Below are 25,677 nucleotides of genomic sequence, written 5' to 3' on the forward strand. Positions count from 1 at the left end.
TGCACATTTTACGAAATCTGTCTTTTCACCCCTGTCTTTGCTGCGGGTGGAAAGAGCGCCGCCCGCAGTCTTCGTAGCCTTGCGGCAACCGGCATCCGCAGATGGCCGAGTACCGCAGGATCTTTGATGGTCGTCTTCAGTGCGCCAAGCACCGAGCGGCGCTTGATGTCCTCGACCAAAGTGAGAAAATTGTAAGCGAGCCGCAGGCTGCGGCCTCTTGCCTGCTGCGCATCCATTGCGGCCGGCAGAAGCGTGTAGTGGCTGAGGAATTCGCGATCGGCGTTCATCATCGCCTCGACGTGATGGATTTCCAGCACGCGGGAAATCGAGCCTTCCCGGATGTTGTATATATAGCCGGGCTTCGGTTCGATGACACAGAGGCCACCCGCCGCCAGCGCCGAGGCAAGCAGGATGTAGTCTTCACCGATACGGATTTCTTCGCGGAAACGCAGCACGTTTTCATTCAGGAAGTCGCGGCGGAACATCGGCTTCAGGTAGCCGAAATTGAAGGTCGAGCGGAAAAGGATGTTGGATCCGATAAACTGCTCGAGCGTCAGCACCGGCATGTTCTCCAGCACGTCTTCCGGAAACATCGTCTCCATGGGGCGGCCGTCCATATAGGCGACATCGAGATTGTCGACCGCGATGACGGCGCTTGCCGCTTCTGCCCGGCAGATCATGCAGGCGGTCCGCTCAGGGCGGATCACATCGTCGGAATCCAGCACCGCAATCCAGCGGCCTGCCGCTGCATCGATGCCCGCATTGCGCGCACCGCCGGGACCTCGGTTCTGTTCAAGTGCGATAAGTTTGACGCGGGGATCACCGGCAGCGATGTCAGCCACGATCACGCGGGTGTCATCACCGGAACAGTCGTCCACGACGACAATTTCCAGTTCAACGCCTTGCTGGTCGAGCGCGCTTTGAATGGCCGCGCCGATGGTATCGGCAGCGTTATAGGCGGCGATAATGAAGCTGACATCCGGCTGAGAAATCTGGTTTTCCATCAGGTTGCCTCCACCGTTCCGTACTGGCGGATCTCACGCACGCCGAATGCGCCGCTGGCCGAGCCCATGTGCAGCGCCCCGCGCAGGGCATAACGGTTACGACGGACCGCATCGAAACTGTTCAGTGCGGCGAAGGTCGCGCAATAAAGAACTTTCGAACCAGCCGTCAGCATCTGCATGACGCGCCGGAATCCCGGTTTCTTTTCGGCAAGCACGCGGCCGTGCGTCTGGCCCGAGCGAAAGCGGCGTCTGGCAAGCCACATGAAGCTTGCACGGCTTTCCGGCACGGGTTCCGACAGCATAGCCTGTTCGGCAAATGCAATCTTCCCGCCTGCCGCATGCATATAGGAAAAGAAATGGGTGTCCTCGCCACCGCTCTGGCCGAGAGCGAGCGCGAAGCGCCGGCCCCTCACCGACGGTGCGTCCATTTTCAGAAGCGTATTGCACGTGTAACCGGTAATGATCTCGCCGTTGACCCAGACGGGCACGGTGGAATGGAAATCGCCACGTTTCATCCAGCTGGGTGCACTGTCGCGATAGACGGCGGTCACCGGACCGAGAACAGCCTCCGCACCGGTTTGCCGGGCTTTGTCCAGAAGAGCTGCAAGCCAGTGTGGCGGGGCGGTTTCGTCGTCGTCGATGAACGCCAGATAATCGGCCTTGCATTCCAACAGGCATGCATTTCGGGCAATCGAAATATTCGATTTCGGGCAATGCACATAGGTGATCTCGAACGGTGCGGTCTTGCGCAACCGTTCGACACTGGCCTCGGCGCTCGGCTCGGCATCGTTATCTGCAACGATCAGTCGGATTTTCACGCCTTCCGGCACGTCCAGCTCGAACAATGACAGAAGTGTGGCGACCAGCGCGGGGCGTCTGTAAGTGCAGATGCCGATATCGACGGTGGTGACGGAATGCGGTTGGGTGACGGTGTTGAGGTCCATCAGACAGCCTTTCTTCCCCGGAATTTCAAGAGTTCCAGCCAGAAGCCGGTTGACCAGGCGAAGTGCATCACCATGGCCGAGAAGGCCGCGAGAGGGCCGTATGGGTTTTTTTGACCGATTGCCATCCACAATCCATAACCGACACATGCGGCAATCCAGAGGCCAAGCGGAATAAGTGCGACCCAATGATAGAGTGACAGAAGTGCGAAGATGAAGACCGGGAGCACCGCCAGCGGAATCATCTGGCGGATTTTGGGAATGGAGCGGTGCTTCAGGAGATTTTTAGCGCGGCCGCGACCGTAGGCCAGATATTGCCGGAACAGCGGCAGGACGCTGGCGCGCGGATAATAGGTCATGCGCGTCTTGTCTGTCATCCAGATACGGAAGCCGGACTTGCGCAGACGAAAATCCAGTTCCGCGTCCTCGTTGTGGCTGAAGGTTTCGTCGTAACCGCCAACTGCGTCAAATGATGCGATGCGCATCAGCGCGTGATGGCCGTGATCGATCCAGTGGCCTTTTGCACCTTCGCGGTGCTTGGAACCGCCATTGCCAAGCTTGGAGTTCTGCGCCATCGCCGTCGCCTTCTGGAACAGGCCGTGGCCGACGGTATCCATGGCAACGACAACGGAGTCGGCACCGGTGCGTTCCGCATCGTCAATAAGACGCAGGCAGTAGTCGTCCGGGTAGTCGCCGTGCGCGTCGATGCGGATCAGGTAATCGTAATCCTCGCCGAATGTGGAAACGGCTAGATTGATGCCGGCGCTCTGGATCCGTTTGGGGTTCGGTAGAAGCGTCACGCGCTCGTCAGTTGCGGCAAAGGCGCTGACGATATCACGCGTACCATCCGTGCTGCCGCCATCTGCCACCACGATCCGGAAGCTACCTCCATCCATCATGCGGGTAAATTTGTGCAGCAGCGCCTCGATCGTCTGCGCCTCGTTGAGGCAGGGTATGACAATCAAGGTTCGGATTCTGGAATTTACACGACTTTCCATGACTTGCCCCCACGCATTACACAGTTGAAAAGGCCGCTTCGCCAGCATGGCCTGAAGCGGATTCGGTCAGGTTGGAAAGTTTCTGGACCAGCAGACGGCAATCGTTGCGGTCAGTCAGCCACTGCTTCTCGTCCTGGATGACGAGGGCATCGAAGGCGGCGGAATAGTTTGCCGGTGTCATCTGGCTGAAAAGCGTATTGAGATTGGTACGTGTCGCTTCCGGCAGGACGAAGCCGATCTTCCGCCTTTCGATAAAGCGGGCGGTTTCCGTTCCGGCAATGGCAATCGGCAGCGTGCCATAAAGGCAGCCTTCATAAAGCCGGTTTGGTAGAAGCCAGCTTGAATTCTGGCCCTCCTCAAAAAAGTCGATCGCCCAGGTGAACTGCACCTCGTTGTAGATCGCTGCCAGTTCCTCGGGATTTTTGTACGGGCCGTGAAATTGTACATGGGGTGCGTTTTTCACGAAACCGTCGAAATCGTCGAACTCCGAATAGGCCGGGCGTCCACGCAGGACCACTTCAACCTTGCCGTCCATCTCTTTTGCGAATTCGGCCAGGATTTCCAGCGATTTGCGGCAGCGAAGAGCGCCGAACCAGCCGATTTTCCATGGCTCGCCAGCAACCGGCGGACGGGGTTTCTGCTTCTCCCGCGTTGTCGCATCAAGCGCCAGAACCTTGTTTTCCTGCAAAAGAACAGGCAGATTCAGGCCGGAAACCGGCTTGAAATAATGTTCCACGAACGCAGGCGAGCTGGTCATCAGCAGTTTGGCATCGCGGGCGAAATAATGCTGCGCTCCATTCAGAAGCTTTCCCGCCTTGCCTTCATTCAGCAGCAGACGATGAATGTCGAGGCATTCATAGACGAGCGGAACATCGCTTCCGAAAAGGGCAAGAGCACGTTTGGCGAGCGCCAGCATTTCCAGATTGCGCGCAATCACGACGTCCGGACGGGGCATGCCGCGCAGCTTGCCGCCAAGCGACATGGCGGCAAGGGCGACGGCCTTCATGCGCTGGAGGAACTTTCCGTCAGAGGTTTCCCCAAGAACGATGGGGCGGACACCTTCGATATCGGCAAGCCTGTTTTCGCCTCGGCGGAAGCCAGCCAGCGTGACCTGCGCGCCGCCCGCAAGCAGTGTCATGACCCGTCGGCGAATGGCGGGATCTGACAGATCGTGGGCGAGATAAAGAACATGGGTCATAAAATCGTCCTGGATGGAATTCGTACCGAACAGACGTTGAGGCTCATGCCTGGGATCGATAGATCGCCTGCGCTCAATTCAGGGCGCAAGCGATCGACTCGGAGAACTGACACTTTTCGCCGAGCGCGGTGAAGGCAACGCGGTCGACCGTCATCTGGGTTGCGCCGGAATAGGAGAACGCGCCCATCCAGTCCTTGAGTGTATCGGTGCCCCAGAGGCTGAAGAAAATCTTCTGGGCGTTTTGCGGGATTTTCTTCGGATCGGTGACTTCGTGCACCAGCGTGCCGTTGACGTAGTAGCGGAGGCGCTCCGGCTCCCAGACGAAAGCAAAGTCGTTGAAGCCGGCATCCGCGCCGCCAGCCACAGGCACAAGCTTCTCATTGCCGCCCTTGCCGGAAATATACTGGTTGAGCTGAACCTGTGCGGAGTTCTTGCCCAGCACCTCGAAGTCGATCTCGTCGTGCGGCTTTTTATCGGTCGGACCGATATAGGTGAAGAAGGCCGAGTTGAGACCGGAACCAGTTGCGGCTTTTACGCGGGCCTCATAGGTGCCGTAGCGGTAGCGGCCCTTGGTCTGGATCTCTCCGCAGGCAAAATCACGGTCGCCCGTCTTACCCTGTTGAAAGCCAAGCTGTAGCTGGCCGTTTTCGACGCGGCTAAGCTTTTTCGACCATGTGCAATTCTGATGGGCGCCGTTGGACCAACCGTCCGAGACGTACCAGAAACTGCGGTCCATTGCGTCGAAGTTCTCGACGAAGGATACCCCGTTGCTTTCCTGAGCCTGGCCTGGTGTTGCAAGCGGCACGGCGAGCAGTGCTGCGGAGAGAAGAATGTGCGGTCGAACGCGTGTCGCAAATTGTGTCATCGGATTACCTCTGGCGTTGCGAATAAAGTGTGTCGGACCGGGATGGTCTGGGTGTGGCAATATGCCTTGAAGCGTTGTCTCCTGGAGGTTTGGGTTTTCCACTGCGGCTTCCGGTCAACAGGCCGTATAGAGCAGGTAGATGCTTGCGAACCTGCGTGTTGCTGACCACCAGAATGATGAAGGCGGCCAGGGTCGCGCCGATGTAGAAGGCGGGGTAGAAGTCCGGGCCACCCTTGTTCCACACCATCCACATCAGGACGAGGAGCGGATAGTGGGCGCAGAATATCCAGAAGCTGAGGCTTCCCGTCTGAGCGAGCCGCTGCCCAAGCCTGCTGCGGATCAGCAGTGCGGAGGATGCCCAGAACCCGATGGCGCCGAAAACGGCGAGCAGATTGCGGGACAGGTTGAACCAGAACGTAAATTCCGGTCCCGTGAAATAAAGGCCGGTCGCCAATGCCGCGGAGGCAGCAAGCGTCAGCAGCATCATCGGCAGCGCGAAGGGATCAAGCGCTTTCACGTCGACGCGATGGAGTGCCAGCGCGATGCCAAGCGAGAAACTGAAGAGGATGGATTTTTTCTGGACGATGAAAATCGTCACATCCGGAATAGCTGTTATCAGCAGCAACACGGCAAGTGTCGGCCACGCAAAGCGGCGCACGAGGAATGCCAGAACAGGCGATAGCAGAATGCAGGCGAAAAGGTCGCGCAGGAAGTATAGCGGCACGTTGACGGGAAGCGTCTCGATAGCCATGCCGTGGCTCATGATTTCACGCGGGCTGGCGTTCCAGATGTCTGGAAAATAACCGACGCTGATGTCGAAATGTTGCAACAGCATGACCGCAAGGAAGAGGGCACCGTTCCACAGCAAAAATGGCAACAGGACGGTTTTGGATTTGGAACGCAGTGTCGCCGGGTAGTTGAACTCCCCCATGCCGCGACGAAACAGCAGGTATCCGGAAATGGCGCTGAGACACGGCACGCCTATGCGAAACAGAGCGTCGCCAAGGAAAACCCGCAGCCAGTCGAAGAAACCGTAGAGGCCGAGAAAAGGGCTCGTGTCTGGATCGTGCGGGACATGAACGAACACGATACCGGATATCAGCAATATACGCATCAAGTTGATACGGGAGGATAGGTTCTGATCGACCGTCACATCAGTCACCCCTATTATGCGGCGTCCACCCACGCCGCGTTGCAACCAGAGCGAACTCACGTCCGCTCGGTAAAGTCTGTTGTCGACTTGAGGGTAAAATGTGGCGATGCAGGAAAAAGACAAGCTTAGATTTTATGGGTAATTGTCTGTCTTCTTGGTGATTTGGCGCGGATTGTCGAATTAACTATATGTAATTTAATGATTTATTTTATGCGTCGCGCGGCTATGAAAAGTGCTGTGAGGTGACGAATTATCTCTCGTCATAATGTTGCAATGCAAAAATAGCACCTCTTTCGTCACGCTTCTGTGAAGGCGATTGCCGCGAGCAGGGGTGTTCGCGGCAAAAATGGGGCGTTTGCAAGATGGTGTTTTTAACTCTGGGTTGCAGATTCTCGCGCGCGTCGCGCTTTTATCATGCCGAGGATCTTTTGCAGCAGGGGACGTTCGGTCAGGATCACCAGTATTCCGTAGATGAGCCCACCTGCGACTGCGCCGATAAGAACCTGAAGGGTCGCGCTCGGCATACGATCACCGATGACTTCCAGCAGATAACGGACACACACAGCCATCACCAACGCGGATATCATTGGTCTGCTGCTGACATACAGGCCGCTGAGGAAAGGCGTCTCGCTTGCCTTGAAGACCGCCCAGGAATAGGCGACGAGCGTGACGGCATTGACGATGCAAAGCCAGATCATCGCGTCGATCAGCGTGCCATAGAACGCCGCGATCCAGACCGCAGCCGTGGTGACGATGGCGCGGATCGTCGCGGACCAGAAGAGTACGCGGCCATAACCCGCGCCTTTCAGGTAGGGAATGAAGGTGCTGCAGGGCGTCAGGATTGCTTTCGAAAGGGCAAGCAGGCCAAGGACCGGCCACGCATAGGCCCAGTTCTGTCCGAAGATCACCAGCATCGCGGGCTCGGCGACGGCCCAAAGGCCAAACATCATCGGTGCCAGCAGCACGGTCAGCACCTGTGTACTGAACATCAGCGCATCGCGGCGGCGTTGTGGATCGTCCATCATCCGGCTAAAGGCGGGGAAAAGTACGCCCATGACAGCCGACAGCACGACCTGATTGGGAATGCTGGCGAAGCGGTTGGAAGCGGAATAGGCACCGGCATCGGCAAGTCCGAGATGCCGCGCGATGATGACCATCGGCGACTGGAACGTCACGAAATTGGCGATTTCAGACCCCATCAGGCCGGAACTGAAGCCGATAAGCGGCAGTAGCCGACGCGGTTTCATGACAAGCCGCGGGCAATAACGGGAAACCGCATAAAGTCCGACAAGACGTATCAGAGCGGCGGCGAAAAGCTGGATGATCAAGGCCCAGACGCCGAAGCCCATCAGCGCAAGTCCGACGGCAACGACCGCAGCTATGCTTTCCGACAGCATGCTCCAGATGGCGTCCTTGCTGAAGTTCATGCGGCGGGCGAGAAGCGAATAGGCCACATCGCCGGCCAGTTGCAACGGGATGAGAAAGGCCATGATGCGCAGAAGATAGGCGCTTTCCACGGCACCGAGCAGGCCGCCGAAGAATTCCGCCCAGGTAAACAGGATGGCTGCCATGGCGCAGGAAATGGCGAGATTTGCCCAGAAGACGGTATGGATCGTTTCCATGTCCTCTTCTTTTTCCACAATCAGAGCGGAGGTAAGCCCCGCACCGGCTATCATGGTCAGAAATTGCACAACCGTCAGGCCGACGGCGACCACGCCGAATTCTTCCGGCGAAAGCAATCGCGCCAGAATGGGAACCGTGACAAATTTAAGCCCGAATGTGCCTGTCTTTGACAAAACGCTCCAACCGACATTGGTTGTGATAGTTTTTATATTTGGAGCTGGGGGCATACGTGCATCCTGTTTCTGGAGGCCGGCGAGGGAGGGAAGCCGGTTGGGAGTTGCCGATACCATCGGGGCCGCTGAAAGGTCGGGCCCGACACTTCTTGATCAACGCAAGGGGCGAAACAATGGCAAGATTTACTGTCGTCATTCCCTATTATCAAAAGCAGCATGGAGTCCTGGGCCGCGCCCTGGCATCGGTGTTCGCGCAGACCTATCAGGACTTCGATCTTGTCATCGTGGATGACGAATCGCCGTACCCGATAGAGAACGATCTGGCGGAGCTCTCGCCCGCCGAGAGGGATCGTATCACCGTCATAAAGCAGGCAAATGCCGGACCTGGCGGTGCCCGCAATACTGGCCTCGATAACGTCCCGGAGGCAAGTGCCTATGTGGCCTTCCTCGATTCCGACGATATCTGGACGCCGGATCATCTGCGTAATGCCGCCCACGCGCTCGAAACCTTCGGGGGCGAGTGCTACTGGGCATCCATGCAGGCAAGTGACGAATTTTATTATCATTTCGCCATTTCCGAGCTGGAGAAAAACGAAGGCGCCGCCCGCCTCTCCGAGCAGCCGCTACTGATTGAACTGCCCGATCTGGCGAGTGTGATGTTGCGGAACTGGAGTTTCCTGCATCTGTCCTGCATGGTCATCGGGCGCCGACTTTTCGAAAATATCCGTTTCGATCCGGCGCTCAGGCTGGCGGCGGAAGATGTGCTGTTTTTCTGCGATTGCATTCTGGCATCGCAACGCACACTGTTGTGTGACGATGCCGGTGCGATGCGCGGCATGGGCGTCAACATCTTCCACAGCATCGACAATACGTCGCCGGAATTCCTGCGGCAGCAGTTCAACACCTGGGTCGCGCTCGATACTCTGGAAGGGCGTTTTTCACGTCGTCCAGACGATGTAGCTTCCATCGCTTCCTATAAAAACACGGCGCGAAAACAGGCGTTGTGGAGCCAGGCGGGCAAGCTGAAGCAGCGCAAGGTGCCGGAATTCGGTCTGCTCCTGAAGTGGGCGATTCGCGATCCGGCGATTTTGCGGGCGGCTTTTCAGCTCGGAGCGGGCAAAATCGCCCGTCCTCGCTGAGCGAATTCTTGCCTGTAAGAATTTATATGTTTTTTGTCGAGGAGTAACCTCATGAAACCTTATCACTGGGAATCGCATCACGGCAATTTTGGTGACGATCTCAATCTGTGGCTGTGGGACTTCCTTCTTCCGGGCCTGCGTGATGTCCATGACGACGTGATGCTGGTGGGGGTCGGTACGGTGCTGAACGATGTTCTGCTGCCGACGCGCCAGCTCAAGCTCGTCATCGGTAGCGGGTATGGTTACGGTGCCGTGCCGGATATCAACAGCGGATTTTGGGATATCCGCTGTGTGCGTGGCGAAAAGACCGCGGCCAAGCTCGGCCTTCCGGTCGAAATGGGTATTGTCGATCCTGCCGTCATGGTCACGGAGATGCCGGATTTCAAAAATCTGCCGAAGCTCTACAAGAAAACCTTCATCCCCCATTGGGAATCCGCCGAGTTCGGCATGTGGGAGACTGTCTGCGAACCGGCTGGCCTGACCTACCTCGATCCGCGCGGTGAGGCCAAGGCGGTCATCCGCACCATCGCGCAGTCGGAATTCATCGTGGCTGAATCGATGCACGGCGCGATCCTCGCCGATGCGTTCCGCGTGCCGTGGGTTGCCGTCAGCACATCCACGTCCATCAATAGCTTCAAGTGGAGCGACTGGGCAGGTAGCGTCGGTGTCAAATACGAGCCGCGTTACGTACCCGTCTCGACGCGCGCTGAAGCTGCCAAGAAGGGTTCCCGTTTCTGGGGCATGAATTTCCCACCCCCGGCACCGGTCGCTGTCGCGGATCGGCCAAGCGAAGCGAAAGAAGAGGGTGATGTTCTGGTGCGCGCGCAGCCCACTCAGAAGCCATTGCGCAAGCTCGCAAAGCAGGTGCTTGCCGCACCCTCCACGCTTGCCCTTTGGCAGGCCAGTCGGGCTGAGCCTCGCCTTAGTCCCGATGGCAGGTTGGAGGAACGCAAGGAGCGTTTCGCGGCTGTTCTTGAGACAATCAAGCGCGATTATCTTTAAGTTCACTTCGCTGAAAACCCAAAAACGCCGGTGTCAGAACCACCGGCGTTTTTTATTCAGGAAAGCCGGGTTCCGGTCAGCAGGTAACGAATATCGCTGATGGGCTGGGGGGAATGGCGGAAACGGGCCGTCTTGTCTTTCCAGATGCCACGCATGATGGCAGGTACCGCCGGCAGGCGGGTCAGAGCGTGGCTGAGCGCACCTCCCATTCCCTTCTGCTTTTTGGTGTCGAGGAAATGGCGCAGTTCGAACTTGGCGCGAATATGCCTTTCATGTTCACGCAGTATGGCTTTTTCGGCGGCGGAAAGCCTGGTGCTGGCGAGAATGGCCCGGTCGGCTTCATAGAGGAGGCGCAGATCTTCGGTGCGATGGCGGCCACTCAATGAGTTGCCGCGTACGATTGCCCCATAACCGCAGTGACGGATGACCTTGTAGCGGGCACCGGCGGCAAGCGCCCGTACGTAAAGTTCGTAATCCTCGCCGAGCCGCAACATTTCATCATAGCGCAAGGCGTTCTTTTCCAGAAAGGATCGGCGTATCACCGGCTTGAGAAAACCGGTCTCTCCACGTTCGACGCCCGGTCTTGATATATTGCCGTCTATGAATTCGGTCAGTGACAGGAAATGCGACTGCGGTTCGAAGCGAACTGGTACCATGGAGGACGCACCCGGTACCGATTGCTGGATAAAGGCGATGTTGTCGGCCACCATGTCCCAGTCGTCTTCGGCCAGCATGGCGGCAAACCGGCCCTTGAAGAAGAAATCGTCAGCATCGAGAATGCTGATAAGCGGTGCTGATGAAATTTCGATCGCGTGGTTGCGGGCGGCAGAGGGACCGCGATTGACGTCGAACCGCGCCACTTTCAATCGCCCGGTGCCGTCATCCGCAGAGTGCGCGACTGCGCTGGTCTGATCGGAAGATCCGTCATCGATGACGACGACTTCGGCCACCTCCGGTTCGGCGAGGGCGGATTTTATCGCAATGTCGATTGTATCTGCTGCATTCTTCGCAGCGATGATAACGCAAATGGACTGGGAGCCGCTGACCATTTCATACCCTTCTGCTTTTCCTGGCGAGGATTTGGCCAGCAGAAAGTGTCACGGGTATGGATGCAACCGATAAAAAATAGGGGGTAAGTTTACATATCCGTCAATTTTGCGCCGGAATGCGGCACGCCCTTGATGCTGTCCTGGCCGGGATTTTCCGCCGTGCGCTCTCTCTGAAAAAGAGCGGCATCATGCAGCTGCCTTTTTTCACGCCCGACAAGAAACAGAATGGCGATGAAGTAGCCGACCTGAAGAATAACGGCTGCGATCAGGGTCTGGATGAAGGCCGTATAAAACGAACCCTGAATGAAGTAGGTCGCAATTGCAAAGACGAGCAAGGCACCGATCATGCTGATGAAAACACGCGGTGCATACATGGTGCTCTCCTCCCGAGAACGATTGCTCCGTTTTTGGCTGCGATATTGCATGATTTTTCTTGGCCGGAATATACGATGAGACAGGCGTTGTTTCAACACACTTATACTTCTTCTAACTTTCGGGGCGTGAAATTTTGGTAATGTGAATTGGTAAACTGGAAGATAACCGGAATCGGGAGCCTGTTCCGGCTTTCGCTTTGTGAGATGGCTGTCTGACGGCGTGAAAAAATGGCCTGATATTGCGGGGTCCAAATGGCTCGGTGTGTCGTCGGCACACACGCCTGTGTGTCTTTTGCCGCGTACTGCAGAATTCGTTAACCATATCGCCTTTAAAAAGTCGGGATTGATTCCTCGAAGAGCAAGGTGCCCGCGTGACGACGAATTCGGAAATTATCGCCTTTCCGGCCAAGAACCGCATTGCTGATGTGAAACGCTGTGCCGTGATGCTCGATCGTTTGCATGGGGTGGAGGCAAACGATTTCTGGCGCAAGGAATGCCGCGAACTTGCCGCTCACCTTACCGGGCTTGGATATGAGGACGCAGCGATGCGCCGGGAAATCATGGAGTTTCAGGAAGCGGTGCAGGCGGAACTTTGGGCCAACGTGCTCGCACCCGAGGCACGCCGCGATAGCCACTGAAGGCAAGCCGCATATCTTGAATATCCGCGGATATGCTGTCTCTTTCCAACAAAAAAGCCCGGAGCGATGCTCCGGGCTTTTTTTGTTGGTTATATCGATATCAGGATGCGCCGCGGGTACGGGCGACACCGTCGAGAGCCGGTTTGTATTTCGGGTCGAGGCGCGCGGCATGTGAGTAGGATTTTGCAGCCTTTGCCGTCTCGCCGCGACGTTCATAGACCAGCGCCTGGTTGGCCCACGATTCGGCGATCTTGTCGTCGAGCGAAATGGCATGGTTGAAGTCGGCGAAGGCGTTTTCGTCGTCGTTAAGCGCGACGTAGGACAGGCCGCGACCATTGTAGGGCTCCGGCGATGTGGACGACAGCGAGATGGCTTTCGAGAAATCCTCGATGGCCTGCGCATGCTGGTTGCGAAGCTGGTAGATCAGGCCGCGGTTGTGCCATGCACGACCGTCAGTGGTTTCCAGCTCTATCGCACGGGAAAAGTCGTTGAACGCTTCGTTGACCCGGCCGGACTGGCGATAGAGATTACCGCGGCCGATGAGGGCGACATCATAGCTCGCATTGATCTGAAGCGCGGAATTGTAATCCTGCAAAGCCTGCTGCTGCTGTCCCGAATTGCGATAGACAAGGGCGCGATTCGCATAGGCCTGATAGAAGCGCGGGTTGAGTTGCAGCGCCTTGTTGAAGTCCTCGATGGCACGGCGGGAATCACCAGCGCGACCGTAGGCGGAGCCTCGCACGTTATAGCCTTCCGGATCCTGCGGGTTGGCATTGATGACCGATGTAAGCGAGGCGATGTTTTCCTGCGAACCCTGTGCGCGGTCGATACGGAATACGTCGTCCGTCTGTTTGGACGTTGCGCAGCCCGCGAGGGTGGCAAGCACTGCGCAGAGAATGAAGGGAGAATGGAACCGTTTGTTGTTCTTCATCGATGCCCGGCGCGTGGCGGTATCGGAGTTTTTCACAACACAAGTATCAACAGCGGTCATTCGATACGGGTTCCCTCGCAAGCCAGTCTCACAGTCGTTCTCTGGCCACAAACACAAAGAGCGGCGGCGAATTTATCGCCCCCGCCCAACAAGCACTCAAAAACGTCTAAAAGACGGCCTATCAGCGGCCAGCAACCAGACCTTCGCGCTGTGCACGCTTGCGCGCCAGCTTGCGAACGCGGCGAACCGCTTCAGCCTTTTCACGAGCGCGCTTCTGGGAAGGCTTCTCGTAGTAATCGCGCATTTTCATTTCACGGAAAATGCCTTCGCGCTGCATCTTTTTCTTCAGGGCGCGGAGCGCCTGATCAACGTTATTGTCGCGGACTAGTACCTGCACGTGAATCCCGTTCCTTTGGTTTGGTTATATTGCTGTGTGAATAAGGCATTCGCACGCAAATAAAAAATCGTTCGTTTGGCTGTTGGGCCGCGCGATTGGGTGGTGAGATAACAGATCATTCATCGCAAGTCCAGACGTAACTCGAAAACATGCGGGAAAATGCGCTCCCCCGGCTCTTCCGCGCATCCTGTCCAAACAAAGGCGTGGGCGCGTCGCAAAATGGATATTGCCTGCGGTTTCGATTTGTCATGTGTATGCTAATGTCAGGCCGTTGGTTTTGGCTCTTGATCTTTTCTTCTCTGGGAGCAGTCTGAGAATGCGCAAATATTCCGTTTTTGCCGTGGCCCGTGAGGCCCTGCGCGGCCACAAGGGCTGGGATGCGCAATGGGCGTCGCCGGAACCCCGCAAGGAATATGATGTCATCATCATCGGTGGGGGTGGACACGGTCTCGGGGCGGCTTATTACCTCGCGAAGGAGCATGGCATCACCAATGTCGCAGTCCTTGAAAAGGGCTGGCTCGGCGGTGGCAACAGCGGTCGAAACACCACGATCATTCGCTCCAACTATCTCTATGAAGAGAGCATGGACATCTACGAGCATTCCCTGAAGCTATGGGAAGGCCTGAGCCAGGATCTCAATTACAATGTGATGTATTCGGCGCGCGGTGTGATGATGCTGTCGCACAATATTCACGACCAGCAGTCTTTCAAACGCCATATCAACGCCAACAGGCTTTACGGCATCGACAATGAGTGGCTGACGCCGGAGCAGGCCAAGGCATATTGCCCGCCGCTGGATATCTCCGGCAATGCGCGATACCCGATCAACGGTGCGGCACTTCAACGCCGGGGCGGCACGGCCCGCCATGACGCCGTGAACTGGGGTTATGCCCGTGCCGCGTCAGATCGCGGCGTTCACATCATCCAGAACTGTGAGGTGACAGCCATTCGCCGTGGTCCGGATGGCGCGGTGACGGGCGTGGAAACCAATCGCGGCTTCATCGGTGCCAAGAAGATCGGGGTTTCCGCTGCCGGTCATTCCTCCGTCGTGATGAGCATGGCTGACGTGCGCGTGCCTCTCCATTCGAATCCGTTGCAGGCGCTGGTTTCCGAGCCATTGAAGCCGATTTTCCCCTGCGTCGTCATGTCGAACACGGTGCACGCCTATATCTCGCAATCGGACAAGGGCGAACTGGTTATCGGCGCGGGTACCGACCAGTACAATTCCTATTCGCAGACCGGTGGCCTGCAGATCATCACCCACACGCTCGATGCCATCTGCGAGCTTTTCCCGATCTTCCGGCGTGTAAAGATGATGCGCCAATGGGGTGGAATCACCGATAACACACCAGATCGATCAGCCATCCAGAGTGTCACTCCGGTTCCCAACCTCTTTGTCAACTGCGGTTGGGGAACGGGCGGCTTCAAGGCGACGCCGGGTTCTGCGCATCTGTTTGCACACCTCATAGCACGGGGCGAACCGCACCGGCTTGCGGCGGGGCTCACGCTTGACCGATTCCGTACGGGCCGCCTTATCGACGAGGCCGCGGCTGCGGCCGTGGCACACTGAGGCACAAGGGGAAAACAACATGCTTCTCATTCGTTGCCCGTATTGCGGGGAAGACCGCTCCGAACTGGAGTTCCGCTGGGCAGGCGAGGCCCACATCGCCCGGCCTGAAAATATCGCCGATATTTCCGACGAGGCTTTCGCGGAATTCTTCTTTATGCGCGATAACGACAAGGGGCTGGTCTTCGAACGCTGGCGGCATATCCACGGCTGCGGCCGGTTTTTCAATGCCGCGCGCGATACCGTAAGTGACCGATTCTACATGACGTACAAGGCAGGCGAACCGAAGCCGGACAGGGAAGCGGTTCTGAATGTGCACAAGGGAATGCAAGAATGAGCGGCGCTTATCGTATCAAGGGCGCAGGTCGTCTCACGCCTGCCAGAACCGCGCGCTTCACCTTCGATGGTAAGATCTACCGGGCGCTTGAAGGCGACACGGTTGCATCTGCCCTGCTGGCTAATGGTGTGCATCTGATCGGCCGCTCGTTCAAATATCACCGCCCGCGCGGTTTCCTCTCGGCCGGCCCGGAGGAACCGAATGCTCTGATCGATGTTTCGCGCGACAGCCTGCGCAAGCAGCCGAACGTGCGTGCAACCGTGCAGGAGGTCTTCGATGGCGCGATCATCGCCTCGCAGAACCGATTCCCGTCGCTTTCCTTCGATGTCGGTGCGGTCAACGACTTCTTCTCGCCGATGTTTGCCGCCGGTTTTTACTACAAGACCTTCATGTGGCCGAAGGCTGCCTGGCACAAGATCTATGAGCCGCTGATCCGTCGTGCGGCTGGTCTTGGCAAGGCGCCGACAGAGCCCGATGCGGATCATTACTCCTCGCGTTATGCACATTGCGACGTGCTGGTTGCCGGTGGCGGTGTTGCCGGCTTGACGGCTGCCCGGGCTGCTGCGAAGACGGGTGCGAATGTCATTCTGGTGGATGAAAATGCCGAGGTCGGCGGCGCGCTGCGGTTTGATACCGGTACGGTTATTGATGGTCTGACGGGCTATGACTGGGCGCAGAAGGTATTTGCCGAACTCCGCGCCATGCCGAATGTGCGTGTGCTGACACGCACCACGGCTTTCGGTTATTATAACCACAATTTTCTCGCATTGGCCGAACGTGTCACGGATCATCTGGCGGTTCCGGCAAAGCACCAGCCTCGCGAACGCCTATGGCAGGTGCGGGCGAAGAAGGTAATTCTCGCTGCCGGTGCCATCGAACGCCACATGGTGTTTGCCAACAACGACCGCCCCGGCATCATGCTGGCCTCGGCTGCGCGCACCTATCTCAACCATTACGGTGTGGCGATCGGCGAAAACGTTGGCATTTATACCGCCCACGATTCGGCCTATGAAACGGCATTCGACCTGAAAAAGGCGGGTGTGAAAATCGCAGCCATCGTTGATTGCCGCGAAAGTCCGGACGCAAACCTTCTGGAAGAGGCGCGGGCCTTGGGCATCGAGGTGCTGGCCGGACACAGTGTTTATGACACGGCCGGACGTCTTCGCGTTTCGTCCATGACGGTTGGTCGCAATGGCGGCTCGGGCAAGCGCAAGATTGCGATCGACGCGCTTGCCGTCTCTGCAGGCTGGACCCCTTCGGTGCATCTTTTCTCGCAATCGCGCGGCAAGCTGAGGTTCGATGCTGAAAACCAGCGCTTCCTGCCGGATATGCATGTTCCGCAGTCGGTTTCCATCGGAAGCTGCGCCGGTACGGACGATCTGGCCGATCTGATTGCCGAGGCATCTGCCGCTGGCGGCACTGCGGCTGAATTCTCCGGCGAGAACGCACGCGTCTGGACAGGCGGCATGATCGGCGCAGCGGAAGGGGCTGGCGAGGGAACCGGCGTGAAGGCGTTCATCGATTTCCAGCACGACGTCTGCGCCAAGGATATCCGTCTTGCGGTGCGCGAGGGAATGCATTCCATCGAGCATATCAAGCGCTTTACCACCAACGGCATGGCATCCGATCAGGGCAAGCTGTCAAACATGCACGGTCTTGCAATTGCGTCCGAATCGCTCGGCAAGGATCTGCCCAAGGTGGGATTGACCACATTCCGGCAGCCTTATACGCCGGTGACGTTCGGCACGCTCATCAACCATTCGCGTGGCGAACTGTTCGATCCGACCCGCAAGACACCGATGCACGACGAAGAGGCTGCTGCCGGGGCCGTGTTCGAGGATGTCGGAAACTGGAAGCGTGCATGGTTTTTCCCGCGCGCTGGCGAGGATATGCATGAGGCCGTCAACCGCGAATGCAAAACGGCGCGCGAAACCGTCGGTGTATTTGATGCCTCGACGCTCGGCAAGATTGAGGTCGTGGGTCCGGATGCGGCAAAGTTCCTCAATCTCATCTATACCAATGCTTGGGATACGCTGAAACCTGGCCGCTGCCGTTACGGCATCATGACCCGTGAGGACGGCTTCATTTATGACGACGGCGTTGTCGGGCGTCTGGCCGAGGACCGTTTCCATGTGACAACGACGACCGGCGGTGCGCCGCGTGTGCTGCAGCACATGGAGGACTATCTTCAGACGGAGTTCCCAGACCTTAACGTCTGGCTGACATCCGCCACCGAGCAATGGGCGGTGATTGCGGTGCAGGGACCGAAGGCGCGTGAGGTCATTGCGCCGTTCGTTGAGGGTATCGATATCTCACCTGAGGCCTTCCCGCATATGGCTGTGGCGGAAGGAACATTCTGCGGTGTGCCGACACGTCTTTTCCGTGTTTCCTTTACCGGTGAACTCGGCTTCGAGATCAACGTGCCTGCCGACTACGGGGCAGCCGTCTGGCAGGCGATTCGTGAACGGGCAGAAGCGGTCGGTGGTTGTCTCTATGGCACCGAAGCCATGCATATCCTGCGCGCCGAAAAGGGTTACATCATCGTCGGTCAGGATACGGACGGCACAGTGACACCTGACGATGCCGGTCTTTCCTGGGCCGTTTCCAAGAAGAAGACGGATTTCGTTGGTATCCGCGGCCTGAAACGCCCGGACCTGATGCGTTCCGGTCGCAAGCAGCTCGTGGGACTTCTCACAAAAGACCCGTCGATCGTGCCGGAGGAAGGCGGGCAGATCGTCGCCGATCCGAACCAGCCGAAGCCGATGACCATGCTCGGGCATGTGACATCTGCTTACTGGTCAGAAAATCTTGGCCGCTCCATTGCCTTTGCGCTGGTCGCGGATGGTCGCGCGCGCATGGGTGAAACGCTCTACATTCCGCTTGTGGATAAGACGATTGCCGTCGAAGTGACCGACATGGTCTTCCTCGACAAGGAAGGAGCCCGCCTCAATGGTTGATAAGGTTCATGCAGAACGCAAGCTCGTGCTTGAGGATTTTCACGGCGGTTCGCCGGTTGTCGCCCTGAAAGCGGCGGCGCCTGCCTCACGCATTTCGCTGCGGGCGAAGGCCGAGGCCGTTCCCGCTCTTTCCGAAGCGCTGGGCCTCGCCTTGCCGGAGACACCGAAAACATCGATCACGTCAGGCTTGCGCTCGGTGCTATGGATCGGTCCGGATGAATGGCTGGTCATCGATCAGGCTGAAAGCGATCTCATGGCGGTGCTGTCTGGCGTTTCCGGCCTGTTTTCTTCCACGGATATCTCGCACCGTAACGTGGCGATCGTCGTTTCCGGCCCCGGCGCGGAAGCGGCGCTGAATGCCGGATGCCCGCAGGATCTCTCCACGAAGGTCTTTCCGGTTGGCGCATGCTCACGCACAATCTTCGGCAAGGCGGAGATCGTACTGCTGCGTGTGGCGGACGATACGTTCCGGGTCGAGTGCTGGCGCTCGTTTGCAGACTATGTCGGTGGCCTGTTGCAGGAAGCGGCTGAGGACGTGGCGGTTTAAACGCTCACGCGTTCCAACCCCGCCATTCCACCCTTCGGCCGTGAAAATCGGCGCGGCCGATGGCGCGCTTTTCACCAGTCGGCCAAAGTTGCAGGGTAAGGGCCGCACTGCCAGGTGTGGCATCCGCCTCCATTTGCAAGCGGGCAAGCGGTGCTTCCGGTGAAGCGCGGTCTCCGGCATCGGCAATCAAGGCTTCCCCAGCCAGTTTCAGATCGTCCGGGAGATATTGCCAGGCAACCGAATGGTAGACAACATGGACTGCTCCCTGAAAAGGCTTTGCAAGCCTTGGCTTGAGCCAGTGCACAGCGTCGGCCCTCTCCACATGCAGACCGTTTTCGCGGGCGATCCGAAGCGCATTCGAGGTGCGTTCGAGACGGTCCGTCTGGTCAGCCCAGACGTAAGACATCAACCGCAGACGGTCCTCAGCCGAAGATGGATCAAGCGGATTGAGATCGCAGCCTGCGCGCTCGAGGACATCTATCGGTGCAAGAGGCGGTTTGGGGCCACGCCATTCCGGAGCCAGCAGTACAGCCGCACTGTCACCCCATTCAAGACCACCCAGATTATAACGGTATCGGTCGAATTGCAGGTTGAGCCCTGCACTGGCCCCGACCTCGGAAAGCACCAGCGGTTTGCCGGTCAACCGCGCGATGTCCAGAAAACCGGGAAGGAGCGCTGCCGAGCGGCGGACCTCGTTGGTCTGAGGCGGAGATTTCAGCCTTTCCAGAATAAAGGGTGCGTGGAACCGCAACGCGGTGCCGCAAGCCTCCCATAACGCATCTTCATTATCCGGAGCGATCGTTGTGAGGGGACTGATCTTATCGAGCAGAACGAGTGCGTGTAACGCGCCCGCCAGGCGCAGAGGGACCGAATCGCCGGATGGGCCAGGGTCGCCCACCCAAGATAGAATCCTGGTGCCAACCTCCGTCTGATGATCCAGTCGAGCCGACATTACCTTGCACAGCTGCGCAGTAAAGGGAGAGCCTAGGCTGTCACAGGCTTTTGCCTGCTGGAGAAACGCATCCCTCACTGGGTCGTCATTCATGGACGGCTCCTCTCGATATGGATCAGGCGTCTTCCGGCCTGTCCTTCGGATCGAACTGGCTGATCGTTGTCCAGCGTGCGGTCAGCGCCGGTTTTTTCTCGTTTTCGATTTCCACCGTTACGTCATAGGTGGTCATCAGCATGGCGCCGCCGCGAAACCGGGCTTCGGCGAGCGTAAAGCGACCCCGAACACGAGCACCGCTTTTCACGGGTGCGACGAAGCGGACGGCATCGAAACCGTAATTTATGCCCATCGTCTGTTCGCGAATGCGCGGCAGGGCATCGTAGTTGAGTGCGGAAAGCAGCGAGAGCGTGAGGAAGCCATGCGCGATCGTACCGCCAAAAGGGCTTTCGGCCTTGGCTCGCTCCGGATCGGTATGAATGAACTGCTCGTCCAGCGTCGCCTTTCCAAAAGCATCGATCATGGTCTGGTCAACCATAATCCAGTCGGAAACGCCTATTTCCGTACCGACCAAATTCTTTATCTGAGCAAGCGCTATTTCCTTCGCCATGATTCCTTTTCCGGGTCCACTCTTTCTGATGGTTATAGAGGCTTGTTCGCAAGGCAATCAACCGCGCTCGTAAAACACCACTGAGCGGGCAGGCAGGAAGGCCGGATTACCAAAATCCGTACCGATGGCACGCCAGCCGTCGCCCTTCAGCGTGAATGGCACGATCTCCCGGCTGCGGTTTATGAGGACTGCGACTTCGCATTCCTTGTCGGTTTCGCGATCCAGCGTTGCAAGAGCCATGGAAAAGGCCGTACCTTGTGGGGTCTCCCAATCGGCAATGGACATGGTTTCGCCGGTGGGAGCCAGCCACGATACGTCACCATGGCCGGTGAAGAAATCCGTATCGGCAAACACGGAGAATCGTTTTCGAAGGGCTGAGAGAAATGCCGTATGTTCGATCAGTTCCGGTGACAGCAAGGACCAGTCGACCCAGGTTATGCCGTTGTCCTGGCAATAGGCGTTGTTGTTGCCGCGCTGGCTGCGTCCACCTTCATCACCGGCAGTCAGCATGATTGCGCCTCGACTGACAAAAAGCGTGGAAAGCAGGGCTTTCACATCGCTCATGCGGGCGGAAAGAACATGCGGGTCATCGGTGATCCCCTCGAAGCCGTTGTTCCATGAGTAGTTCTCGTTGTGGCCATCGCGATTGTCTTCGCCATTGGCCTCGTTGTGTTTGTGCTCGTGGCTGACGAGATCGAACAGCGTGAAGCCGTCATGGGCCGCAAGGAAATTGACACTGCGGGTTTTCATCCGACCATGACGGGAGAAAATATGCGACGAGCCGGAAAGCGCATCGGCCAGTGCGCCGGTCATGGAAAGGTCGCCGCGCCAGTAACGGCGCATGTCGTCCCGCGCCCGGTCGTTCCATTCGAGGAAACTTTCGGGGAAATTGCCAAGCTGATAGCCGCCGGGACCGATATCCCATGGTTCGGCGATCAGCAGCCGGTCGTGAAGAACGGCATCCGAATGCATGGCTGCAAGCGTTGTACTTGCCATGTCGAAGCCCTTCGCGGTCCGTCCGAGAACGGGCGCCAGATCGAACCGGAAACCATCGATACCCGCATGCAGAACGAAGTGCCGCAAGGTATCGATGACAAGCTGGCGAATGGAGGGGTCGTCGCAGGCAACCGTGTTGCCGGTACCGGTATCGTTGACCAGCGTGCCGGGATCATCAGGCAGATGGCGGAAAGCGGTCAGGTTGTCGAAACCGCGCAGCGACAGCGTGGAGCCGAGACGGTCGCTTTCGCCGGTATGATTGAAAACGAGGTCCAGAATGACGCCGATACCTTCAGCATGCAGCGCGGCAACGGTTTCCCGCAGTTCTTTTACGCCCCCGGGGCAGAGGCGAGGATCGAGCGCCATGAAGCCGACCGGGTTGTAACCCCATGCGTTCGAAAGGCCGAGCGGCGGCAGGTGTCGCTCATCGATCCATGCGGTGATCGGCATCAACTCGATGGCATCAACGCCGATTTTTTTCAGATGAGCAATGATCGCGGGGTGGGCGAGCGCAGAGACGGTGCCTCTTTTATCCTCCGGCACGTCCGGATGCAGGGCGGTGAAGGCCTTGACGGACAGCTCGTAGATCAGGCCACCCGGCGGAAAATGCGGCGGTTTGCGTTTTACAGCTTCATGACGTGTCAGGATTGCTTTCGGCATCAAGGATGCCGTGTCCTGTCCGAAAGAAAAGAGTGCTGGATCATGCCTGAACGGCCGATCTATCTCCGTGGCGCAGGGATCGAGCAGCAATTTTGACGGGTCGAACCAAAGGCCATGGTCGGGCGCATGAACGCCATGGGCACGGTAGCCATAACGCAGCCCCTCGCGCGCATCTGGCAACGCGACCCGGTGCCGGTCGTTGCCGTCTCGCGTCATGGGCAGGCGGGCAGTTTCGATATTGCCTGTTTCATCGAACAGGCACAGCTCGATCTGCGAGGCATGCCGGGAATAGACCGTGAAATCAGCTCCGCTTTCCGACAGATGAACCCCTTGATGGAAAACGGCGGTTTTCTGCATGGTCATATCTCCGGAGGAAGATTTCTCGGATGAGACGGCCTTGTCAGGCCACCTCACAGTGTTTTGGAAGGGGTATGGGATCCTCGGGGCAAGCTCGAGGATGACGTCGAGTGTGACAAATGCGCCCACTCGTCCTTACGTAATCACGCTCGGTTCGTTGCGGCCGGTATGCGCCTTGATGCCTGCAATCGTATCGGCAACCGCAATCAGGTCGGCCAGTGCCTCCTGTGTTTCGATGCCATGGCGGGCTGCGTCCGGCTCATAACGTTCGACATACAGGCGCAACGTCGCTCCCGCGGTACCCGTGCCGGAAAGGCGCAGCACGATGCGCGAGCCGCCTTCGAACAGAATACGGATACCCTGGTTCTTGCTGACGGACTGATCGACCGGATCGTTATAGGCGAAGTCGTCTGCCGCCTTGACCTTCAGGTTGCCATAGCTGGTGCCGGGCAGGGTCGCGAGCTTTTCCCGCAGCGTGGAAACCAGTGTGTTCGCAGCGTCGGAATCTACTTCTTCGTAATCGTGGCGCGAATAGTAGTTGCGACCATATTCCGCCCAGTGCTTGGTTACGATGTCCTTGACGCTTTCTTTGCGGGCAGCGACGATGTTCAGCCAGAACAGCACGGCCCAGAGGCCATCCTTTTCACGAACATGGTTGGAGCCGGTGCCGAAGCTCTCTTCGCCGCACACCGTGACCTTGCCCGCATCCAGCAGGTTGCCGAAGAACTTCCAGCCGGTCGGCGTTTCATACATGCCGATGCCGAGCTTTTCCGCCACGCGGTCGGCCGCGGCACTCGTCGGCATGGAGCGTGCAATGCCGGAAATGCCACCGGCATAACCGGGAGCGAGTTTGGCATTGGCGGCGATGATGGCAAGCGAGTCGGAGGGTGTAACGAACATGCCCTTGCCGACCACCATGTTGCGGTCGCCGTCGCCGTCCGATGCCGCGCCGAAGTCCGGCCCTTCGGGGCTCATCACGTCGTCATAGAGTTCCTTGGCATGTACGAGGTTCGGGTCAGGGTGATGACCACCGAAATCCGGCAACGGCACGGCGTTCCGCACGGAGCCTACGGGTGCGCCGAGGCGCTTTTCGATGATCTCCACAGCGTAGGGGCCGGTGACCGCGCTCATGGAATCGACAACGACTTTGAACCCGCCCCTTATCAGTTCGCGGATGGCGTCGAAGTCGAACAGCTGCTCCATCAGTTCGGCATAGTCGGCAACAGGATCGACGACCTCGACGGTCATCTCTTCGACCTTGGCACTGCCCACCTTGTCGAGATCGACGTCGGGAGCATCGGAAATCTTGTAGCTGTCGATGACCTTCGAGCGAGCGAAAATGGCGTCGGTGATCTTTTCCGGCGCGGGGCCGCCATTGCCGATGTTGTACTTGATGCCGAAGTCTTCGTTCGGGCCGCCCGGATTGTGGCTGGCGGAAAGCACGATGCCTCCGAAGGCCTCGTATTTGCGGATGATGTTGGAGGCTGCGGGGGTGGAGAGAATACCGCCCTGACCGACGAGTACCTTGCCGAAGCCGCTCGCGGCGGCCATCTTGATCGCTTTCTGGATGACTTCGCGGTTGTAATAACGGCCATCGCCGCCGATCACCAGCGTTTTGCCCTCAAAGCCTTCCAGACTGTCGAAAATCGACTGGATGAAATTTTCCGCATAGTTTTCCTGGGCGAAGACCGGCACCTTCTTGCGCAGGCCTGAAGTTCCCGGCTTCTGGTCCTGATAGGGCTTGGTCTGGGTGGTCCTGATGGTCATCTATTGGCCTTTCGAAACAAGCTGGTGGTAGAGCGCGGCATAAAGGCCAGCACTTTTTTCCCAGGAAACATCGGATTTCATTCCCTGCTTCTGCATCTGCATCCACAGTTTTGGATCGTTGTAATAACGGACGGTCCGGCGGATTGCCTGTCGTAGACCGTCGAGAGTGACCGGAGAAAACTGCACCCCAGTCGCGGCTTTCTGGGCGATGGCTGCATGATTGGCATCGATTACGGTATCGGCAAGGCCACCGGTGCGCGCCACGACCGGAATGCAGCCGTAACGCAGCGCATAAAGCTGCGTCAGGCCGCAGGGCTCGAAGCGGGACGGAATGATGATCGCGTCGCAGCCTGCTTGCATCAGATGAGACAGGGGCTCGTTGTAGCCGATTGCCACACCCACCCTGCCGCGATGTCGCGATGCTGCAGCGAGCAGGGCGCCTTCCAGCGCCACGTCACCAGCCCCCAACACAACGAGGCGACCGCCGAGAGCCACGATGTCATCGACCGCTTCCGCCATCAGGTCCAGACCCTTCTGCCAGGTCAGGCGGGAGATGATGCAAAAGAGCGGGCTATCGTCGTGCTCGATACGGAAATGTTCTGCGACGGCCTGTTTGTTGAGCTGACGGTTTTTAAGATTAGAGGCGGAATAGTTGTCGTGGATCAGGTGATCGGTTGCCGGGTTCCAGACGTCAGCATCGATGCCGTTGACGATACCGTGCAGCGCATGGGCGCGGCTGGCGATCACGCCCTCCAACCCCATGCCGAACTGCGGCGTCAATATTTCCTCCGCATAGGAAGGGCTGACAGTGCTGAGCGCCGTCGCCGCCTGCAGGCCACCCTTGAGGAAACTGACGTCGTTATAATATTCGATGCCATCCACGCCGAAGGCATGTACAGGCAGACCAAGCTGGCTGAATATGTTTGCGCCGAACTGGCCCTGAAAGGCGATGTTGTGAATGGTCAGCAGGCTCGGGATTTCGGGCGTTTCGGCATAACGCATGTAGACCGGCGCCATGGCGGCCTGCCAGTCGTGAGCATGCAGAAGATCAGGGCGCCAGCCGGGAAGCTCTCCCGCCCCGATCCTTGCGGCTGCCAGCGATAGGGCCGCGAAGCGCTTCCAGTTGTCCGGATAGTCCTTGCCGGTCTGGTCGAGATAGGGACCGCCTGAGCGTTCGTAATAGGCCGGCGCATCGAGGATCAGGAGATCCAGCCCTTCATGGTGAACCTCCAGAACCTCGGCCTGTTCGCCCAGAAGATCCGCAAATTCGTGACATTTCACCGCGTCTTTCACGGTCGCTTTGACAGCCGGATATCCAGGGATCAGCGTCCGTGTTTTCACGCCGAACGCTTCGAGCGCGATGGGAAGCGCACCGGCAACATCGGCGAGCCCCCCTGTTTTGATCAGAGGATAGATTTCGGATGAAACCGAAAGAATATTCATGGGTG

At 58.0% G+C, this 25,677-nt stretch carries 23 protein-coding genes; 7 read left to right on the forward strand and 16 right to left on the reverse strand.

What is annotated here, in order from left to right; genetic code table 11:
• Positions 1–8: 8 nt before the first annotated feature.
• From N7578_RS06085 to N7578_RS06115, 7 genes are all read right to left on the reverse strand, one after another.
• Positions 9–1,004, reverse strand: coding sequence for a glycosyltransferase family 2 protein (locus N7578_RS06085; RefSeq protein WP_311109389.1), 996 nt, complete (start codon positions 1,002–1,004; stop codon positions 9–11).
• The gene (locus N7578_RS06090; protein WP_311109390.1) at positions 1,004–1,948 is read right to left on the reverse strand and encodes a glycosyltransferase family 2 protein; all 945 of its coding nucleotides are present in this window, start codon (positions 1,946–1,948) and stop codon (positions 1,004–1,006) included. The genes N7578_RS06085 and N7578_RS06090 overlap by 1 nt, the downstream gene beginning before the upstream one ends.
• A complete protein-coding gene (locus N7578_RS06095) occupies positions 1,948–2,943 on the reverse strand; it encodes a glycosyltransferase family 2 protein (RefSeq protein ID WP_311109391.1) in 996 nt (331 codons plus the stop codon). Before N7578_RS06095 ends, N7578_RS06090 begins: the two co-directional genes overlap by 1 nt.
• A 16-nt stretch (positions 2,944–2,959) precedes the next feature.
• Complete coding sequence (locus tag N7578_RS06100) at positions 2,960–4,141, reverse strand: glycosyltransferase (protein WP_311109392.1); 1,182 nt, start codon at positions 4,139–4,141, stop codon at positions 2,960–2,962.
• Between the two features lie 73 nt (positions 4,142–4,214).
• Positions 4,215–5,006, reverse strand: a complete 792-nt coding sequence (locus tag N7578_RS06105; protein WP_311109393.1) for a glycoside hydrolase family 16 protein — start codon at positions 5,004–5,006, stop codon at positions 4,215–4,217.
• Positions 5,007–5,010: 4 nt separating this feature from the next.
• Positions 5,011–6,159, reverse strand: a complete 1,149-nt coding sequence (locus tag N7578_RS06110) for an acyltransferase (protein ID WP_311110070.1) — start codon at positions 6,157–6,159, stop codon at positions 5,011–5,013.
• Between the two features lie 371 nt (positions 6,160–6,530).
• Positions 6,531–8,009: a lipopolysaccharide biosynthesis protein gene (locus N7578_RS06115; RefSeq protein ID WP_311109394.1), complete on the reverse strand. Its 1,479-nt coding sequence runs from the start codon at positions 8,007–8,009 to the stop codon at positions 6,531–6,533.
• Positions 8,010–8,128: 119 nt separating this feature from the next.
• Here N7578_RS06115 and N7578_RS06120 point away from each other — a divergent pair, with 119 nt between their 5' ends.
• Both N7578_RS06120 and N7578_RS06125 read left to right on the forward strand, forming a co-directional pair.
• Positions 8,129–9,094, forward strand: coding sequence for a glycosyltransferase (locus N7578_RS06120; RefSeq protein ID WP_311109395.1), 966 nt, complete (start codon positions 8,129–8,131; stop codon positions 9,092–9,094).
• A gap of 51 nt (positions 9,095–9,145) precedes the next feature.
• The gene (locus tag N7578_RS06125; RefSeq protein ID WP_311109396.1) at positions 9,146–10,096 is read left to right on the forward strand and encodes a polysaccharide pyruvyl transferase family protein; all 951 of its coding nucleotides are present in this window, start codon (positions 9,146–9,148) and stop codon (positions 10,094–10,096) included.
• A 56-nt stretch (positions 10,097–10,152) separates the two neighbouring features.
• Here the strand turns inward: N7578_RS06125 and N7578_RS06130 are convergent, their stop codons facing one another.
• Positions 10,153–11,145 carry a glycosyltransferase family 2 protein gene (locus N7578_RS06130; protein ID WP_311109397.1) on the reverse strand — a complete coding sequence of 331 codons (993 nt, stop codon included), beginning with the start codon at positions 11,143–11,145 and terminating at the stop codon, positions 10,153–10,155.
• An 89-nt stretch (positions 11,146–11,234) separates the two neighbouring features.
• Positions 11,235–11,519, reverse strand: coding sequence for an exopolysaccharide production repressor protein (locus N7578_RS06135; protein WP_311109398.1), 285 nt, complete (start codon positions 11,517–11,519; stop codon positions 11,235–11,237).
• A 371-nt stretch (positions 11,520–11,890) separates the two neighbouring features.
• Between N7578_RS06135 and N7578_RS06140 the strand changes: the two genes are divergently transcribed.
• A complete protein-coding gene (locus N7578_RS06140; RefSeq protein ID WP_311109399.1) occupies positions 11,891–12,157 on the forward strand; it encodes a DUF6074 family protein in 267 nt (88 codons plus the stop codon).
• A 100-nt stretch (positions 12,158–12,257) separates the two neighbouring features.
• Here N7578_RS06140 and N7578_RS06145 read toward each other — a convergent pair whose 3' ends face one another.
• On the reverse strand, positions 12,258–13,148 hold the full coding sequence (locus tag N7578_RS06145; protein ID WP_311109400.1) for a tetratricopeptide repeat protein: 891 nt from the start codon (positions 13,146–13,148) through the stop codon (positions 12,258–12,260).
• A 121-nt stretch (positions 13,149–13,269) separates the two neighbouring features.
• The gene (gene rpsU / locus N7578_RS06150) at positions 13,270–13,485 is read right to left on the reverse strand and encodes a 30S ribosomal protein S21 (RefSeq protein WP_311109401.1); all 216 of its coding nucleotides are present in this window, start codon (positions 13,483–13,485) and stop codon (positions 13,270–13,272) included.
• A gap of 316 nt (positions 13,486–13,801) precedes the next feature.
• Here rpsU and N7578_RS06155 point away from each other — a divergent pair, with 316 nt between their 5' ends.
• Genes N7578_RS06155 through N7578_RS06170 form a run of 4 tightly spaced genes read left to right on the forward strand, consistent with a single transcriptional unit; the run spans position 13,802 to position 18,893 of the window.
• Complete coding sequence (locus N7578_RS06155; RefSeq protein WP_311109402.1) at positions 13,802–15,055, forward strand: sarcosine oxidase subunit beta family protein; 1,254 nt, start codon at positions 13,802–13,804, stop codon at positions 15,053–15,055.
• Between the two features lie 19 nt (positions 15,056–15,074).
• Positions 15,075–15,389 carry a sarcosine oxidase subunit delta gene (locus N7578_RS06160; protein ID WP_311109403.1) on the forward strand — a complete coding sequence of 105 codons (315 nt, stop codon included), beginning with the start codon at positions 15,075–15,077 and terminating at the stop codon, positions 15,387–15,389.
• Positions 15,386–18,346: a sarcosine oxidase subunit alpha gene (locus N7578_RS06165; RefSeq protein ID WP_311109404.1), complete on the forward strand. Its 2,961-nt coding sequence runs from the start codon at positions 15,386–15,388 to the stop codon at positions 18,344–18,346. Before N7578_RS06160 ends, N7578_RS06165 begins: the two co-directional genes overlap by 4 nt.
• Positions 18,339–18,893, forward strand: coding sequence for a sarcosine oxidase subunit gamma (locus N7578_RS06170; RefSeq protein ID WP_311109405.1), 555 nt, complete (start codon positions 18,339–18,341; stop codon positions 18,891–18,893). Before N7578_RS06165 ends, N7578_RS06170 begins: the two co-directional genes overlap by 8 nt.
• A 4-nt stretch (positions 18,894–18,897) precedes the next feature.
• Here the strand turns inward: N7578_RS06170 and N7578_RS06175 are convergent, their stop codons facing one another.
• The 5 genes from N7578_RS06175 to glgA form a co-directional block, all read right to left on the reverse strand.
• Positions 18,898–19,938 (reverse strand): DUF2332 family protein, encoded by a 1,041-nt coding sequence (locus N7578_RS06175; RefSeq protein ID WP_311109406.1) that lies wholly within the window; start codon positions 19,936–19,938, stop codon positions 18,898–18,900.
• Positions 19,939–19,960: 22 nt separating this feature from the next.
• The gene (locus N7578_RS06180) at positions 19,961–20,449 is read right to left on the reverse strand and encodes a MaoC family dehydratase (protein WP_311109407.1); all 489 of its coding nucleotides are present in this window, start codon (positions 20,447–20,449) and stop codon (positions 19,961–19,963) included.
• Between the two features lie 57 nt (positions 20,450–20,506).
• Positions 20,507–22,462 (reverse strand): glycogen debranching protein GlgX, encoded by a 1,956-nt coding sequence (glgX, locus tag N7578_RS06185; RefSeq protein WP_311109408.1) that lies wholly within the window; start codon positions 22,460–22,462, stop codon positions 20,507–20,509.
• 135 nt (positions 22,463–22,597) lie between these two features.
• A complete protein-coding gene (locus N7578_RS06190) occupies positions 22,598–24,229 on the reverse strand; it encodes an alpha-D-glucose phosphate-specific phosphoglucomutase (protein WP_311109409.1) in 1,632 nt (543 codons plus the stop codon).
• Positions 24,230–25,672: a glycogen synthase GlgA gene (glgA, locus tag N7578_RS06195; protein WP_311109410.1), complete on the reverse strand. Its 1,443-nt coding sequence runs from the start codon at positions 25,670–25,672 to the stop codon at positions 24,230–24,232. It lies immediately after the preceding gene.
• Between the last annotated feature and the right edge of the window lie 5 nt (positions 25,673–25,677).

This window comes from Agrobacterium tumefaciens, from assembly GCF_031801495.1.
Taxonomy (GTDB): Bacteria; Pseudomonadota; Alphaproteobacteria; order Rhizobiales; family Rhizobiaceae; genus Agrobacterium; species Agrobacterium tumefaciens_K.

What these genes read in the sequence shown, in the direction of transcription:
- N7578_RS06085 (WP_311109389.1), bottom strand. Translation starts at nt 1,004, where the DNA reads ATGGAAAACCAGATTTCTCAGCCGGATGTCAGCTTCATTATCGCCGCC.
- N7578_RS06090 (WP_311109390.1), bottom strand. Translation starts at nt 1,948, where the DNA reads ATGGACCTCAACACCGTCACCCAACCGCATTCCGTCACCACCGTCGAT.
- N7578_RS06095 (WP_311109391.1), bottom strand. Translation starts at nt 2,943, where the DNA reads ATGGAAAGTCGTGTAAATTCCAGAATCCGAACCTTGATTGTCATACCC.
- N7578_RS06100 (WP_311109392.1), bottom strand. Translation starts at nt 4,141, where the DNA reads ATGACCCATGTTCTTTATCTCGCCCACGATCTGTCAGATCCCGCCATT.
- N7578_RS06105 (WP_311109393.1), bottom strand. Translation starts at nt 5,006, where the DNA reads ATGACACAATTTGCGACACGCGTTCGACCGCACATTCTTCTCTCCGCA.
- N7578_RS06115 (WP_311109394.1), bottom strand. Translation starts at nt 8,009, where the DNA reads ATGCCCCCAGCTCCAAATATAAAAACTATCACAACCAATGTCGGTTGG.
- N7578_RS06120 (WP_311109395.1), top strand. Translation starts at nt 8,129, where the DNA reads ATGGCAAGATTTACTGTCGTCATTCCCTATTATCAAAAGCAGCATGGA.
- N7578_RS06125 (WP_311109396.1), top strand. Translation starts at nt 9,146, where the DNA reads ATGAAACCTTATCACTGGGAATCGCATCACGGCAATTTTGGTGACGAT.
- N7578_RS06130 (WP_311109397.1), bottom strand. Translation starts at nt 11,145, where the DNA reads ATGGTCAGCGGCTCCCAGTCCATTTGCGTTATCATCGCTGCGAAGAAT.
- N7578_RS06135 (WP_311109398.1), bottom strand. Translation starts at nt 11,519, where the DNA reads ATGTATGCACCGCGTGTTTTCATCAGCATGATCGGTGCCTTGCTCGTC.
- N7578_RS06145 (WP_311109400.1), bottom strand. Translation starts at nt 13,148, where the DNA reads ATGACCGCTGTTGATACTTGTGTTGTGAAAAACTCCGATACCGCCACG.
- N7578_RS06155 (WP_311109402.1), top strand. Translation starts at nt 13,802, where the DNA reads ATGCGCAAATATTCCGTTTTTGCCGTGGCCCGTGAGGCCCTGCGCGGC.
- N7578_RS06160 (WP_311109403.1), top strand. Translation starts at nt 15,075, where the DNA reads ATGCTTCTCATTCGTTGCCCGTATTGCGGGGAAGACCGCTCCGAACTG.
- N7578_RS06165 (WP_311109404.1), top strand. Translation starts at nt 15,386, where the DNA reads ATGAGCGGCGCTTATCGTATCAAGGGCGCAGGTCGTCTCACGCCTGCC.
- N7578_RS06170 (WP_311109405.1), top strand. Translation starts at nt 18,339, where the DNA reads ATGGTTGATAAGGTTCATGCAGAACGCAAGCTCGTGCTTGAGGATTTT.
- N7578_RS06175 (WP_311109406.1), bottom strand. Translation starts at nt 19,938, where the DNA reads ATGAATGACGACCCAGTGAGGGATGCGTTTCTCCAGCAGGCAAAAGCC.
- N7578_RS06180 (WP_311109407.1), bottom strand. Translation starts at nt 20,449, where the DNA reads ATGGCGAAGGAAATAGCGCTTGCTCAGATAAAGAATTTGGTCGGTACG.
- glgX (WP_311109408.1), bottom strand. Translation starts at nt 22,462, where the DNA reads ATGCAGAAAACCGCCGTTTTCCATCAAGGGGTTCATCTGTCGGAAAGC.
- N7578_RS06190 (WP_311109409.1), bottom strand. Translation starts at nt 24,229, where the DNA reads ATGACCATCAGGACCACCCAGACCAAGCCCTATCAGGACCAGAAGCCG.
- glgA (WP_311109410.1), bottom strand. Translation starts at nt 25,672, where the DNA reads ATGAATATTCTTTCGGTTTCATCCGAAATCTATCCTCTGATCAAAACA.